We start from the raw sequence: 15,186 nt of genomic DNA, 5'->3' as shown, positions 1-15,186 counted from the left end.
TCTCGTTGACGTAGCCGCCGGTGGTGGAGGCGCCCGTGTAGGAGCGGTAGCTCATCACCGTGTACTCGAGCGAGTCCCGGTCGAGCGGCATGCCGCTCTCGTGCGGATGCTCCAGACCCAAAGCATGACCAATCTCGTGCACGATCGTGAGATAGGCGTAATTCCCCTTCACCGGGCTGGCATAGCTGCGGCTGGAGTTGTTGACCCACACGTCTCCGCCGGTCGCATCGGTTGTGGGGAAGTAGGCCCAGGCGGTGCTGGGCACGTCCGACTGCGCGAAGCGCAGGTCGGCGGAGGCGGCGCTGGCGCCGCCGAGTTCATCGAAGGTCAGGTTGCTCACGGAGGAAAAGAGCTTCAGCGCCGACCGCGTGATCGATTGCTGCGTGCCGGTGAAGGCGCCGAACCCCTTCGATGTCTCGCCCTCGCCATAGGACGAGCCGTAGCTGGCCGCGGCCGTCGGAAAGCTGAAGGTCAGGTTGCTCGGCACCCACTTGAGGTTGCTCAGGAGGGAATCGACGTAGACGTTCCCCGTGTTGCTGTAGCTCTCGACGGCAGGCATGGTGATTCAATCAAGTTGACAGTGAATGATGGGAAAAGCTGAGCGGGTACGGGCGAGCGCCGAGGAGGGCCGGCCTTACGGAAGGCAGCAAACGCCCTTCTGAAGCTCAAGCCTGCCGCAGGATCGCTCCGCCAAGCAAAAGTTCTACAATCGATTGCAAGCTGTCATTGGATCTGCCCCTTAGCGAGACTGTTTTTCTGGGTCTGCCTCGCGCGAATTCTGTCGCTGATCGGCTTATAGAAGATTATCTTCAGGACTAAAAGCGGATCTTCTTGAAGAAGGACACGTCTGACAACGTGCCGCACGGCGCCGGATGTCAGATATGCCTCGGGATGGTCGAGCTGACGGTGGTCCTCCGGCTGCGCGGCGGAACGGGCGCGGCAACGTCCGGCTCGGCGAGCCGCTTCGGAACGGAGCGGCCGCGCTTGGCAAGGGTCTCCTGTGCCAAGAGGCGAATGTCCTCCAGTCGCCACTCTTCGCTCAGCCACGAACGGTTGATGATTTTGAGAATCGTTTCGAGAGTTGCGAACGGATCCGCAATCTCGGACGCAACGGCCGCGTCCTTCATGATCTGGTCCCCCATGTGATGCCGGAGATTGTCCCGGTCGTTCTGCTCGCCCAAGCCGCTTCGAGAGACGGCATGCCGGCCCGTCCATCATGGCAAAGCTTGGTTTCCAAACACAAGAGCATCTTTCGTCCTGGGTTGCAGCAATGGAGCCCAGGGCTGAAGAATCGGGTCGTGCGGGATGGGACCGCCTCTTCAGGCTGCGTATCCGAAGGCCGCCGCCGGTGCTGCCGGAGAGGAGCGAACCTCTGACGTCACGACAAAAGTGAGCGGGAACAAGGTTTTAAGGGCCAGGGCTCGACATTATGCGCCGGATCGGCGGGAAACCCGAAATCGGCAGAGCGGAGGCGCTTCGACGACGGGAGCTTGTTCTGACCTATCTGGACCTGGAGAGATGAAAGCCCGTCGGAAGCGCTTCGACCGCGTGACGACGATACCGCGCCAGTGGTGCTGGCAAGGCGTTTTGGGATTCCCTGAGCGGATCGCGCAGGCGCCGAGGCAGCACGGATTCGAGCGTCACATCTCGCCGAAGTGACGGAGCATGCGCTCGGCGTCGGCCTCCAAGCCCGTGAAAAGCCGGAATGCGCCGACGGCCTGGAAAACGGCCATGCCGCCGCCGGACAGGGTGCGGCACCCGCGCGCCCGCGCCTGACGCAGCAGTTCCGTCTCCAGCGGAAAATAGACGATGTCGGCAACCCAGAGGTCCGGGCGCAGGAGATCGGCCGGAACAGCCATGCCGGGATACTTCGCCATGCCGAGCGGGGTCGTGTTGACCATGCCGTCGGCGGCCGCCATGGCATCTGCCACCGCAGCGCCCGCTCTTGCGCAACGCCTTCCGAACCGCTCGCACAGGGCGGCGGCAAGGTTTTGGGCGCGGATCTCATCCGTGTCGACGAGGGTGATCTCGCCTGCTCCGAGGGTCAGAAGGGCGTGAGCCACGGCGGCGCCCGCGCCGCCTGCGCCGAACTGAACGACCCGCCCAGTGCGCACATCCGACAATTCGCGCCGGAAGCTTTCGACAAAGCCCCACCAATCCGTGTTGTGCCCGACCCGCCGGCCATCCTTCAGCACGACGGTATTGACCGCGCCGAGCGCGGCCGCGTCGGGTGACAATTCATCGAGCAGGGGGATGACGGCCTGCTTGCAGGGATGGGTGATGTTGAGGCCGGCAAAGCCGAAACGCTGCGCCGCGGTCAGGATCTCGGGAAGGGCGCCCGCATCGAGGCCGAGTGCCTCCAGATCGATCAGCTTGTAGATATAGCGAAGTCCCTGCTCGGCGCCCTCTCTCTCGTGCAGCCTCGGTGTTCGCGACGCCCGGATGCCATTTCCCACCAAGCCGACGAGAACGGAAGGGGAGGTCGATATCCTCACCGCCTCATCGGCCTGAGGTGAGAGCCTTGATGACGGATCGCCTGCCATGGGGCTCAAGCCTTTCCGGCCGATTGCTCGATCATCTCGAGCATCGCCCGCACGGCGATCGGATAGCCTCTGGTGCCCAGGCCGGCAATCACGGCGGTCGCGACCGGGGAGACATAGGACTTGTGGTAGATCGGCTCGCGCTTGTGGATGTTCGAGATATGCAACTCGATCAGCGGCCCGGGAAACATCTTCAGGGCATCCATGATCGCCATGGAGGTGAAGGTGAAGGCGGCCGGGTTGATGATGAGGCCGCTGCCCTCGTCGATGGCCTCGTGAACCCACTCGATGATCTCGTACTCCCGGTTCGACTGCCGGAAGACGATGGGGTGGCCGGAGGCGGCCTCCCGGCACATCGCCTCGACTTCGGCCAGGGTCGTCCGCCCATAGATCTCGGGCTCGCGGGTGCCGAGGCGGTTGAGGTTGGGCCCGTTGAGAACATAGATCGGCTTGCTCATCGGCATGGATCTCTGAAAGGGAGCAGGATCATCCCTGGTAGCCGAAGAGGCGCGGCAGCCAGAGAACGGTGTCGGGCACGAAGGTCAGGATCGCGAGCGCGACGATCATGGCAAAGAGGAAGGGCAGCGAGTCGCGCACGATGTCGCGCAGCGGCTCTCCGGAGATGTTCGCCATGATGAACAGGAGAAGACCGTAAGGCGGCGTGATCAGCCCGATCATGATGTTGACGACGACGACGACGCCGAAGTGAACGAGGTCGATGCCGAGGGCCTGCGCGGTCGGAATGAAGACCGGAACCACGATCAGCAGGATCGCCGTTCCTTCCAGCACGCAGCCCAGAAGCAGCAACAGGACGTTGACGAAGATCAGGAAGCCGATCGGGGAGAGATTCCATCCGGCGAGCAGCGCCTTCACGCCCTCCGGAATGTTCTCGACCGTGACGACGTAGTTGAACACGAGGGCGCCTGCGATCAGCATGCCGATGGAGGCTGTGGTCCGTGCACTGACGGCGAGCGCATAGTAGAAGTCGCGCCAGCTCACGCTCCGGTAGAGTCCCGCCGAGATGACGAGCGCATAGGCCGCCGCGACGGCCGCCGCTTCGGTCGGGGTCATCACGCCGCTGTAGATGCCGCCGAGCAGGACGACAGGCATCATGAGGGACGGGAAAGCATCCCACGTGATCCGCGGAAGCTTGCGCAAGGGGACTGGCTTCTCGACGGGGAAGTTCCGCCGGCGGGCGGTGGTCGCTACGATGATCATCTGGCTCAGGGCCATCAGCAGGCCCGGAACGACGCCGCCGAGGAAGAGAAAGCCGATGGAGGCATCCGAGACGAGGGCGTAGAGCACCATCGGGATTGAGGGCGGGATGATGGGGCCGATCACCGACGACACGGCCGTCAGCGCGGCCGCATAGCTTGCAGGATACCGGCCGTCGCGCGTCATCATGGCTTGCATCATGCGGCCAGTGCCGGCGGCGTCTGCGATGGCCGAACCGGACATGCCGGCAAAGATGATGCTCTGCAGGATGTTCACATGGGCGAGGCCGCCCCGGAAGCGGCCCACCAGCGCATTGCAGAACGCCATGAGGCGGTCGGTCATGCTGCCGATGTTCATGAACTCGGCGGCGAGAATGAACAATGGGACCGACAGGATGACGTAGTTGGAGTACATGCCGTTGAGCAACTGCTCGGCGGCCGTTCCCATGTCCAGCCCCGCCAGGAACAGGTACAGGATCGAGCCGGCGATCATCGCGTGACCAATCGGCAGACCGAGAAAGGCGAGGGCGGTGATCGCGACCAGCGAGAGCGAGAAGGGGCTTGCCAGGTTCATACGCCGGAACTCGCCTTGGTGGGATCGAACTCGTCCGGCGCCACGCCGCGCAGGGACTGCCAGGCGATCCAGATGTAACGGATGATGGTGGCGACGGCGAAGACGATGTAGATCGAGAACAGCCAGTCGAACCGGATCTTGAGATAGCTTGTTCTTTCCACCTTCATGAAGGTGACATAGTCGACGACGGCCGGGAGCGAGATGGCATAAAGCGCGATCAGCGCGAGGGCGCTGGCGAGCGCCATCGCGCGGCGCGGCCCGGCACCCACGGCTCCATAGAGAATATCGAAGCGGATTTCCTCACGTTCCCGGACAACGAAAGCCGCGCCCCACAGAACGAGCCAGAGCCACAGGATGACGCTGATCTCGTGCGTCCAGCCGATGGGGAGCCCCAAAACATACCGGAAGGCGATCTGCAGGAGGAAGGCCGCGAACATCGCAACCAGCATGGCGGCGGCGATATTTTCTGCGCGGCGCGCAAGCCAAGCGCCTATCGTCCGCAATGATGAGGTCATGGAAGCCGTTTCCTTCGTGAGAAGGGTCTAAGGGCATAAGAGAGGCCGTCGGGGCGCGGCCCCGACGGCCGAGGCTCCGCGCCTTACATCGCGTTGATCTTCTCCAGCATGCCGGCCGGCCAGCTTTTCGCCAGATCCGAAGCCAGATACTTCTTCTGGGCGAACTCGCGGAAGGCCTTCAGGTCGGGCGTGTAAACGTCGAGACCCTTCTCCTTGAAGAAGGTCGCGAGCTGCGCTTCCTGCTTCTGGTGCTCCTGCGTGCTCCACTCGATCGCTTTGTCGGCGGCGGCCTGGAAGGCTGCCTTCTTCTCCGGCGACATGGCATCCCAGACCTTATTGGACACGGCCAGCAGGTCGAAGCCGACGAGGTGGGAGGTGAGGGCGATCTGCGACATCACCTCGTAGAACTTCATGTTCTGCACGTTCGGCAACGGGTTGTCCTGGCCGTCGATGGCACCCGTCTGCAGGCCGGTATAGACCTCGGCATAGGCCATCGGCGTGGGGTTTGCGCCAAGGGACTGGCCAAGGAACTGCCAAGCGTCGCCGCCGGGCATGCGCAGCTTGATGCCGGCGAGATCCTCGGGCTTGTTGATCTTCTTGTTGGGCTTCAGGCCGACATGTCGGGCGCCGAAATAGGTGGGTCCGAGGATGTGAATGCCCAGCTTCTCCGAGGCCATCTTCTTCAGCTGCTGGCCGACATCGCTGGCAAAGACCTTCTTCAGGTGGTCGGCATCACGGAACAGATAGGCGGATGTGACGATGGACCATTCCGGAATCTGGTTCGAGATGTCCTGCGGTGCGATGTTGCCCATCTCGAGGTTGCCGCGCTGCATGGCGACGAGTTCGGTGCCCTGCTTGAACAGGGTGCCGCCGTAATAGGGTTGAAGATTGAAGCCTTGCGCCTTCACCTCCTCGCCAAAGCGCTTCATCATCTGAGCCCGGATGTCCTGCTCCGAGAACACGGCCGAGAACCTCAGATTCGTTGGTGTCTGTGCGGCGGCCGGCCCAGCCGTGCCCCAGGCCAGAAGAGCTGCACCCGCAGCCATCAGGGCGCGCCGGTTGATGTCAAATCCCATGGTTTCCTCTCCTTCACGTTGCCGCGCATTGGTCTGCGTCTTGGCAGAACTATCGTCTCCGACGTTTGCGAAATCAATAGGCATTTTCAAAATCATCTGATATTTTGACTTTCAACATATAAACAGATCGTCCTTCGGAGGGCGATGGGCTGGGAGTCCCGTATGATGCTGTCTCGAGACAGAGCGGTGGACGAATGAGCATCGAATTGCTGGCTACATCCATCGCGGATCGCGCCTATGACCGAATCCGAGCCGACATCGTGTTCGGTCGCCTAGTGCCCGGTTTGCGGCTTCGGCTCGACCGGCTGGCAGAGGACTATGGGGCGAGCGTCAGCACGCTTCGCGAGATTTTGAGCCGTCTTTCGTCGGAAGGACTGGTGGTGGCCGAGGGGCAGCGCGGCTTCCGGGTCGCCCCCGTTTCTCCTGCGGGCTTCGAGGATGTTGCGGCGATGCGGCTGCTCCTGGAAACCTATGCCTTGCCTCTGTCCTTCGCTGCCGGGGACCTGGAATGGGAGAGCCGGGTCGTGGCCGCCCATCACAAGCTTGCCTTCATGGAGCGGCGGATGATGGCCGGGGATCAGGAGGGGATGGAACTCTGGAAGCGCTATGACCGCGAGTTCCACCAGGCTCTCATCGAAGCCTGTGGCTCCCAGACCCTGCTCGACCTCTATGGCGGAGTTTTCGATCAGTATCTCCGCTACCAGATGGTGGCCGTCGTCTTTCGGGGGCAGATCGCAGCGGAGGAGCATCGGGCGCTGCTCGATTGCGCCCTGACGCGCAACGCGGACAGGGCCTGCGCGGTGCTGACCCAGCATGTGAACGGATGCGTGGCCTACACGCTGGAAAGCGGAGCACTGAAATGAGCGACGACGTGCACCTGATCGCGCCGTCCTCCACGGTAGGGGAGAGCGCCTATCAGAGAATCCGGGCCGACATCGTGTTCGGGCGCCTGCCGCCGGGCAAGAAGCTGAAGCTCGAGCGCCTGAAGGCCAGCTACGGCGCGAGCATCAGCACGCTGCGAGAAACCCTGAACCGTCTCCATTCCGAGCGGCTCGTGGTTGCCGAGGGTCAGAAAGGCTTTGAGGTCGCGCCTGTGTCGATCGCCAATCTGAGGGAGATTGCGGCCCTCCGGCAGCTTCTCGAATGCCGCGCGCTGGAACAGTCCTTCCGGGCCGGAGACATGGAGTGGGAGGGACGCGTCGTGGCCGCCCACCACCGGCTCGCGCGAATGGAAGAGCGGATGGCCCAGGGCGACAGGTCCCGTACCGAGGAATGGAAGCGCTACGACTGGCAGTTCCATCAGGCGCTCATCTCCGCCTGCGGATCGAAGATGCTGATCGACAACCATGCGGCGGTCTTCGACAAGTACCTGCGCTATCAGATGATCGCCTTGAGCTATCGCGGCGACATCGCCGCCAACGAACATGCGGAGCTGCTGGAATTCGCCCTGAAGCGCGACGCTGTGCGCGCTTGCGAGGTGCTGACCCGCCATGTGGCCGGCGGCGTCGAGCATGCGCTCGCCACAGGAACGATCAGCTGACGAAGAAGGAGCTGGCCGGATCGGCACGGCTCCCGCACACGAAAAGAGGAAACGGACCGACGAGCATGCGCACTGCCATCGCCACCGTCTGCCTGAGCGGCACCCTGACCGAGAAGATCGAGGCCATCGCGGCCGCGCAGTTCAAAGGCGTGGAGATCTTCGAGAACGATCTTTTGTCCTTCAACGGCACTCCGGCCGATGCCAGGCGCATGATCGAAGGATTCGGCCTGAGGACGATCACCTTTCAGCCGTTCCGCGATTTCGAGGGCATGCCCGAACCGCAGCGCTCGAAGGTGTTCGCCCGGGCGGAGCGCAAGTTCGATGTGATGCAGGAGCTCGGATGCGACCTTCTGATGGTGTGCAGCAACGTCTCCCCGGATTCTCTTGGCGGAATCGACCGCGCCGCGGCGGATTTTCATGAACTTGGCGAACGTGCCACAAGGCGCGGCATGCGCGTGGCGTTCGAGGCCCTCTCCTGGGGGCGCCACATTCATGACTACCGGGACTCCTGGGAGGTCGTGCGGCGCGCAAACCACCCGGCGGTGGGGCTCGTGCTCGACTCCTTCCATGTGCTGGCGCGGAACACCGATCTGTCGGCGATCCGCTCCATCCCTTCTGACAAGATTTTCCTCGTGCAGATGGCCGATGCGCCGAGGCTCGACATGGATTACCTGTCCTGGAGCCGGCATTACCGGTGCTTTCCGGGCCAAGGCGACCTGCCGATCGACGCTTTCATGGATGCGCTCGGCGCGACGGGCTTCAACGGGCTCCTCTCCCTGGAGATCTTCAATGATCGCTTCCGGGCCGGATCCGCGCGAAGCGTCGCCATCGATGGGCAGCGCTCCCTCATCGTGATGCTCGACGAACTGCGCCGACGGACGGGAGCGGCACTGCCCGAGCATTCGGTTCTTCCGCCGAAGGCGACATGCTCGGGCGTGGAGTTCGTCGAGTTCGCGGTCGATGAGCGCAGCGCCGCCGGATTCGAGCAGATCCTGGCCGGGCTCGGATTCCAGAAGGCGGGCCGCCACCGCTCGAAATCCGTGACACATTGGCGGCAGGGAGACATCAACATCGTCGTGAATGCAGACAAGGAGGGCTTCGCGCACTCCTTCAACATCACGCATGGCACCTCCGTCTGCGCACTGGCCCTGCGGGTTGGCGATGCGCCTGGAACAGTAGACCGCGCCGTCCGTCTCCTCGACCAGCCCTTCCAACAGCCCGTGGGTCCGGGCGAACTGAACATCCCTGCCGTCCGCGGACTGGGAGGCAGCCTTCTGTATTTCGTCGATCACAAGTCGGGTCTGGATCGCCTCTGGGATGTTGACTTCGAGCCTACCGAGGTCAGGGACTTTACAGGTGTGGGCCTGACATCGGTCGATCACGTCTCGCAATCCATGCATTACGAGGAGATGCTGACGTGGCTTCTGTTCTACAATTCTCTGCTCGATGTGCGGAAGGCCCCGGTTCAGGTCGTCATCGACCCGGGTGGTGTGGTGCAGAGCCAAGCCATCGAGACTCGTGACGGCTCGCTGCGCCTGATCCTCAATGCCTCGCAGAGCCAGCGCACCCTGTCATCACGGTTTTTGACCGAGTTGTTCGGGTCGGGTGTTCAGCACATCGCCCTCGCAACAGGCGACATTCTGGAGACGGCGAAGCGACTGAAGGCGAACGGGATCGATCTCCTGCCCATTCCTGAAAACTATTACGACGACCTTGAGGTCAGGACGGATCTTGCCGCCGAGGATGTGGAGCGCCTGCGCGCCAGCAACATCCTTTATGACCGGGAGGGAGGAGCCGAGTACTTCCAGGCCTACACGAAAACCCTGGAGGGCGGGTTCTTCTTCGAGATCGTGGAGCGACGCAGCTATCAGGGCTATGGGGCCGTGAACGCTCCCATCCGCCTCGCATCCCAGACGCGCCTGGCCGCTGAAGCGGTGCCATCTGGGCTTTGAGAGAGCCGGTCGCCACGTGAGAGCCGAGTGGCAGATCACGGCGCAGTCTGGAGATGCCTCAAGCACCTGTTGGCCCATCAGCATCCACCAGGGCATGGATCTTGGTTGTCAGGCCGCTGCGGGAATGCCCCACGCCGCCATCTCGATTCTCTTCTTACCGCTCGGCTGTGCTGGTGAATGCGCGCACGAGCTGTCGCTCATGATGAGGGCACCGTCTACTCTAAATCTGCCAGCTTGAGTCGAACCATCAGATCCTCCAGGATGGGAGGCGAATCTTCAACTCACTGCAAATGAGAGATCTTTCATGAGCTCGCGACCTAAAGAGGCGCGATGATCGCACCTCTTGTCCCCCTATGTAATGAGAAAGTCTGCAGCCGACATGGTCTTGAGGTTCTTGGAAAGCGTTGCGATCTCGACCGCCTTGCCCTTTCCGGATCCGTCGGCATCATACCAGAGAGTGCCCTTCTTCATATCGTAGACAAGGTAGTCGTTCTTATCTTTGGCCTTGCTGCCAATGGTGAAAAATGTCTTGCTGAGTTTGCCCGGTTTCTGGTCGGAACCCTTGCCCAATTTGGCAAAGACTGCATCGTCGAGATGGAAAGTATCGTCCTTGACGATGAAGTCGATAATCTTGTCGATGTTCGCCTTGTCCGGTTTGGTGTCGAATACGAAGATGTCCTTTCCCTTGCCGCCTTCGAGGATGTCTTTTCCTTGCCCCCCGGCGATTTTGTCGTTGCCCGCGCCTCCCTTGATTGTGTCGGCGCCCTTGCCGCCCATCAGCAGATCGGAGCCCGCCGTTCCGGCGGTATTTTCAGAAACGATATCCGTGACTGTAATGGTCAAGGTTTGAATCAGACGTGCGCCGAACTGATCTGTCGCCTCAATGACCACGGTATGTGCCGCACTCTGCTCAAAGTCCAGCATCGTCCCGTTGGTGGTCACTAGAGTATCGCCAGTTAAGCCAGACAAAGTGAACCGCTTACCGGCATCATCGAGCAGCCTGTACTTGAACTGGCTTAGGGCGTCTGGATTCGCAACCGAGCAAGTTCCAATCACTGTACCCGCGCCGCTGTTCTCGCGGATGGCTTCGTTGCCGAGCAAGATACCGGAACCGTGGTTCAGCACCTGATCCACGCTCAAGAATGTTCCATCCGCGAACAGGAAGACCTCGGTGTCCGCCACGAGATCCTGCCCGTCTCCGTCGACGCGCTGGTCCGAGATGGTCAGGGAGCCGTCCGCAGTCCTGCTGACTGCGTAATCCCATCGGCGTCCGCTATAGGCTGCCACATCCTGGATGCCAAAACCGCCGTCAATAATGTCGTTACCCGCACCGCCAACAACGCTGTCGACTCCCTCGCCCCCGTTGAGAGTGTCATCTCCGTTCCAGCCCAGGATGAGATCGTCACCTCCATCTCCCGAGAAGCCGTTGCCATCATTGTCTCCCGACAGGATGTCCTCGTACCAGGAGCCGGAGATGTGCTCGATCTCAACCAGGACGTCACCTGCAGCATCGCCACTGTTGAGGCTGGAATCAGTCAAACTGAGGGTGATCCCCGAAATTGCCCCCCAGTAGCCCGCGGTGTCGATCCCTTCGCCCCCCGTCAATATGTCTGCGCCAGCTCCTCCATAGAGGAAATCGTCATCGTTGCCGCCATTCAGGCTGTCGTCGCCATCAAGGCCGATCAGGAGGTCGCTGCCGTTATAGCCCGCGAGAGCGTTGCCGTCTCCGTTCCCGGTGATGATGTTATCAAGCTCGTTCCCGGATCCTGCGGAGGCACCGGTATCAAGCGTGAGGTTCTCCACTCCCGCTGTCAGCTGATAAGCTGCAAGGCTGCTGATCACCCGGTCGGAATCGCCCGTATTTGTGCTTTCATCAACCACGTCCCCGTCATCCGACACGTAGTAGGTATCGTTGCCGGATCCGCCTCTCATGTCGTCGGCACCAGCTCCGCCATCTAGCTCGTCGTCCCCAGAGCCGCCGTTCAAGTCATCATCGCCGGCGTGTCCATGAAGGCTGTCATTCCCATCATAGCCTGACAGCGCATTGCCATCGCCATTGCCGGTGATGATGTTGTGGAGTTCATTGCCCCAGCCGGCCACCGCGCCATGCTCCAGGATCAGCCTCTCGACTCCGGCGGCGAGCTGGTAGCCTGTCAGGCTGCTGTGGACCTCGTCAGCAATGTCCGTGTTGGCTTCTTCATCAACCACATCGCCTTCGTTGGTGACATGATAAGAGTCGTTGCCGCTCCCGCCATACATCAGGTCGTTGCCGTCTCCTCCTTCAAGGCGGTCATCACCGCCTCCGCCTCTTAGTTCGTCACCATAATCCCCACCTTGCAGATTGTCGTTACCTAACCCGCCGAACAGATAATCCGACTGGCCTCCACCGATGAGTTTGTCGTCGCCGTCCTCGCCATACAGAAGATTTCCGTCCTCATTGCCGGTGATCCAATTGGCAAGCCCATTGCCGCGATACTGCCCTCCCAATTCGGCTCCGGAGAGAAGGGTCAGATTCTCGACATTTTCATCAAGGGTATAGCCGCTCAGCCCGGCGCCGACATAGACGAGATCCCAGCCTCCATCCGCTTCCTCGACGATCACGTCACCGGTATTGTCGAGGTAGTAGGAATCCGCCCCTGAGCCTCCCGTAAGCGTATCGGCTCCGAGGCCTCCATTGAGAGTGTTGTTACCTGAGTTGCCCGTAATCGTGTTGGCTGACGAATTTCCGATTCCTTCAGACGCGCCGTCCAGGAGGAGCAGGTTCTCGATGTTTGCCCCCAAGGTGAACGAATAGGCGGTGCTGACCACCGTATCGACGCCTTGGCCCGCGTACTCATGAAGGGCGTCAGAGCCGTCGGTGATGAAATAGAAATCATCCCCGAACCCGCCATATAGATCGTCGGACCCATCACCTCCGCTCAGGAGATCATTGCCCCCTGCACCATAAAGAGTGTCGCTGCCTTCCTCGCCGAACAGCCTATTGGTGCTCTCGTTGCCGATGAGCGTATTCTGATAGTAGTTGCCGTATCCCTCGACCGCGCCGTCGAGAAGAATCAGGGTCTCCAGGAAGGTTGCATCGCCAAACGTGAACGAGTAGGCACTTGAGCAAACAATGTCGACACCTTCGTTGGAGTTCTCGATGACTTGATCGTCACTGTCGTCGACATAGAATATGTCGTGGCCCAGCCCACCATACATCGTGTCGGTTCCGGCTCCGCCGTTGAGCACGTTGTCGAGGCTGTTGCCACGCAGAATATCGTCGCCGCTGCCGCCGGTGGCGTTCTCAATCCAGGCACCATAGGCGATGCCGAGGGTACGCGCATCGGTGTAGCCGTCCTCGGTGCTGTAGACCGATCCGATCTTGCTATAGGTACCAGGGGTCAGATTGATCTCGACCGCTTCGCTGCGGCCGTGCCAAGTAATTGTATCGGTGCCATCGCCATCCCAGATGGTCTCAAAGATCTGCGAGTAGCCAGAATAATCGTAAGTATTGTTGCCGCTGTTATAGCTCCAGTTCGCGCCATAGAGCCACTGGATCGCGGCGATGTCATTGATCATCGGAGTGATCGGTTGGTTCCCGAGACGGATCCCGTCGAGGTTATCTCCCTCGTAGTCCCGGTAGCTCATGACCGTATAGATGAGCGCGTCGTTGTCGTATGTCGCAACTGGGCCGAGCTGCCCATCGGCCGGTCCCTCATGAGGGTGCTTCAGACCGAGGGCGTGCCCGATCTCGTGCAGGAGAATCGAGCCGAAGCCGTAAGTATGAAGCTGCGGATTATGATTGTTGCCGTTGTTGCCGAGCCAGATATCGCCTGACCATGGATCTCCGCCGGGATAATAGGCATAGGCAGTCGGAGCGTCCAAAGTATAGGCAAACCGCAGGTCGCCAGCCACAGTTTCGGAGTCTATCACCTCCACGAATGTGATATCTGCGACGTTGGACCATTTCTGCAGGGCCAGCCGAACCTGATCCATCTCGAAGCTGTTGAGCGCCTGCAATCCGTCATTGTAAGCGGCAATGCCGTTATCATTGCCATCCGGATAAGCGGTCGAATACCAGGACTGCCCACGGCCGACGAGGCTATACGTGAGAACCGTAGAATTCGTCCCGGACTCCTGACTCCACTTATAGGGAGAGAGCAGCGAGTCGATGTGGTTGTCCCCAGTCAGCCACTCCGCTCCAAGATTGTCGTAGGAGCGGGTACCGAGGGGGCTTGATGCATTCATGCTGCTGGCACCGGTCGCGGCCGATGCAGCCGAATGCTCGAAACTCGACCAGGAGGTGGCTTGTCCAGCCATGGCACATGCAATGCACATCGCGTCAGTCCCAATGATATGAGGAGAATGGCACGAGGACTGATGCGCCTGCGAACGGCTGTGCCGAAATTCAGCCTACGGCTTCGCGATTGCGAACCAAATTGGAAGGTCGATGCAGGGAACAGCCGGCTGGATAGCCGCCGGCTTTCTCCACCCCGGCAGCCATGCTGCCGTTGCGCCCGCACGATTGACATATAAACGCCCCCGAACAGGCTCGCGGAAAGGGTTAACCCGCCTTAAGGGCCCCCGGTGAGTTGTGCTGACCGGAGCTTGTCCGAAGCCTGTATGCTTACGTTGAGGAATATGTCTGCGTATCGCAAGGAATTTTCTTTGAAGGTCTGGTATTCTTAAGTTGTATTCGACCCAATGGATAATGTTGCGAATGAAGCATCAAGCCGCTGACGCGGTATCTTCAATCCAATTCTTTTATCGAGTCATTTCGTGTTCAACTCACCCTGAGCAATTCCTTTTATACGGCCTCGGCAGACCCGACTGCCGGAAGGCAGAATTCTCCGCCCCATATAAGGGCGCCCAGGATAGAGAGCGCACACATGCATCGTGAGACAGCGAAGCGCGGCTGGCTCGCTTGTCGAAATAATGACCGGAATGACCACGTCACCATCCCGGCAGACTTCCGATGCCAGAACTTGCCTTCCCGCAAGCCATGCCTCCGCCACGTCCCGCGTGCAAAGAGCCCAACCTCCATAGCCGACCACGCGCCCTTCCTGAATTGCAAAGGCGTAATGACGTCTTTGAACCTGGCCGACAATCGTGCTCATGAGCCGATCGGCTCGGAAAGTTCCGAAAGGGGGGCGGGCGGCGACATAGGCAGCAGCAAGGCCAATCGCAGCATTAGGGTCTTTGTGCTGCCTCGCGATAATCTTGTTTGAGGAAACAGCATCGAGGTTCTTCAGGTTCAAGTACATGCTCCTCCTTACAGGAGATAGTTGGTCCTTTTGAGGCTGATGGTTCTGCAATCTAGCTGCAAGGTCAAAGTTGCGTCGAGCTCCCTTCCTGAAGCGCACTGAGTATTTGCCGCCGGAGCTTCTAAAGCGCCGGTGCTCTTGGTGTAGCCGCTTCGGAGTTGCCGCTGATAAAGCCCTATCTGAGCGGAACCTGTGCGATGGCATTGAGGATCCGACCCTCGGAAGCTCCTGCCGGAGCCTAGGTCGCGGACTCACAACTGCGCAGCCAGATCTGGTGTGAAGTAAAGCCTTAGCCTTTTCTAAGGGACGATAGCGCATGTTGGTGTGGTGTGCGTACATCGCCTATTTGTTCTCCCTCCTGGAGTAGGGCCGCTGCGGGGCGTCTCGCCGGAATGGCTCCAGCCTGGTCGTCTGATCGGCCTGCCTTCTGCCACAAACACCCTAGCACCCCCTTCCGGTGGGCTAAGGCCACGCTTACCTGTAGGCATGCCGCCTCCTGCCCAGTGCCCATATGGCAGCATCATCACAGGGG

Annotated in this window: 12 protein-coding genes and 1 pseudogene; 3 read left to right on the top strand and 10 right to left on the bottom strand. The window is 60.7% G+C overall.

The features are described from left to right. The 7 genes from GR303_RS23580 to dctP all read right to left on the bottom strand — a co-directional run. Window positions 1–559 (bottom strand): matrixin family metalloprotease (locus GR303_RS23580; protein ID WP_161726817.1); only part of this gene is annotated, 559 nt, incomplete at its 3' end. A gap of 316 nt (window positions 560–875) precedes the next feature. Then, window positions 876–1,181: a hypothetical protein gene (locus GR303_RS23575; protein WP_161726815.1), complete on the bottom strand. Its 306-nt coding sequence runs from the start codon at window positions 1,179–1,181 to the stop codon at window positions 876–878. A 459-nt stretch (window positions 1,182–1,640) separates the two neighbouring features. Then, a complete protein-coding gene (locus tag GR303_RS23570) occupies window positions 1,641–2,543 on the bottom strand; it encodes a shikimate dehydrogenase (RefSeq protein ID WP_161726814.1) in 903 nt (300 codons plus the stop codon). A gap of 5 nt (window positions 2,544–2,548) precedes the next feature. Beyond that, window positions 2,549–2,998, bottom strand: a complete 450-nt coding sequence (locus tag GR303_RS23565) for a type II 3-dehydroquinate dehydratase (RefSeq protein WP_161726813.1) — start codon at window positions 2,996–2,998, stop codon at window positions 2,549–2,551. A gap of 28 nt (window positions 2,999–3,026) precedes the next feature. Further along, a complete protein-coding gene (locus tag GR303_RS23560; protein ID WP_161726812.1) occupies window positions 3,027–4,328 on the bottom strand; it encodes a TRAP transporter large permease in 1,302 nt (433 codons plus the stop codon). Further along, window positions 4,325–4,843 carry a TRAP transporter small permease gene (locus GR303_RS23555; RefSeq protein ID WP_161726811.1) on the bottom strand — a complete coding sequence of 173 codons (519 nt, stop codon included), beginning with the start codon at window positions 4,841–4,843 and terminating at the stop codon, window positions 4,325–4,327. Before GR303_RS23555 ends, GR303_RS23560 begins: the two co-directional genes overlap by 4 nt. 83 nt (window positions 4,844–4,926) lie before the next feature. Further along, window positions 4,927–5,919: a TRAP transporter substrate-binding protein DctP gene (gene dctP, locus GR303_RS23550; protein WP_161726810.1), complete on the bottom strand. Its 993-nt coding sequence runs from the start codon at window positions 5,917–5,919 to the stop codon at window positions 4,927–4,929. A gap of 194 nt (window positions 5,920–6,113) precedes the next feature. On the opposite strand from dctP, the gene GR303_RS23545 reads away from it, so the two are divergent. The 3 genes from GR303_RS23545 (at window position 6,114) to GR303_RS23535 (ending at window position 9,411) form a co-directional block, all read left to right on the top strand. Next, window positions 6,114–6,782, top strand: a complete 669-nt coding sequence (locus tag GR303_RS23545) for a GntR family transcriptional regulator (protein WP_161726809.1) — start codon at window positions 6,114–6,116, stop codon at window positions 6,780–6,782. Then, window positions 6,779–7,459, top strand: a complete 681-nt coding sequence (locus GR303_RS23540; RefSeq protein ID WP_161726808.1) for a GntR family transcriptional regulator — start codon at window positions 6,779–6,781, stop codon at window positions 7,457–7,459. Before GR303_RS23545 ends, GR303_RS23540 begins: the two co-directional genes overlap by 4 nt. A 65-nt stretch (window positions 7,460–7,524) precedes the next feature. Next, complete coding sequence (locus GR303_RS23535) at window positions 7,525–9,411, top strand: bifunctional sugar phosphate isomerase/epimerase/4-hydroxyphenylpyruvate dioxygenase family protein (RefSeq protein WP_161726807.1); 1,887 nt, start codon at window positions 7,525–7,527, stop codon at window positions 9,409–9,411. A gap of 73 nt (window positions 9,412–9,484) precedes the next feature. Here GR303_RS23535 and GR303_RS25060 read toward each other — a convergent pair. The 3 genes and pseudogenes from GR303_RS25060 to GR303_RS23525 all read right to left on the bottom strand — a co-directional run. Beyond that, a pseudogene (locus GR303_RS25060) lies at window positions 9,485–9,593 on the bottom strand (IS5/IS1182 family transposase); the annotation flags it as partial. Between the two features lie 169 nt (window positions 9,594–9,762). Next, complete coding sequence (locus GR303_RS25260) at window positions 9,763–13,710, bottom strand: cadherin domain-containing protein (RefSeq protein ID WP_161726805.1); 3,948 nt, start codon at window positions 13,708–13,710, stop codon at window positions 9,763–9,765. A gap of 452 nt (window positions 13,711–14,162) precedes the next feature. Continuing rightward, window positions 14,163–14,648 carry a hypothetical protein gene (locus GR303_RS23525; protein WP_161726803.1) on the bottom strand — a complete coding sequence of 162 codons (486 nt, stop codon included), beginning with the start codon at window positions 14,646–14,648 and terminating at the stop codon, window positions 14,163–14,165. Window positions 14,649–15,186: the final 538 nt, after the last annotated feature.

It is taken from the genome of Microvirga arsenatis (assembly GCF_009910705.1).
In the GTDB taxonomy this organism is placed as follows: domain Bacteria; phylum Pseudomonadota; class Alphaproteobacteria; order Rhizobiales; family Beijerinckiaceae; genus Microvirga; species Microvirga arsenatis.
The sequence above is the reverse complement of the archived record's forward strand: the minus strand, read 5'-3'. Positions and strand labels throughout refer to the sequence as shown.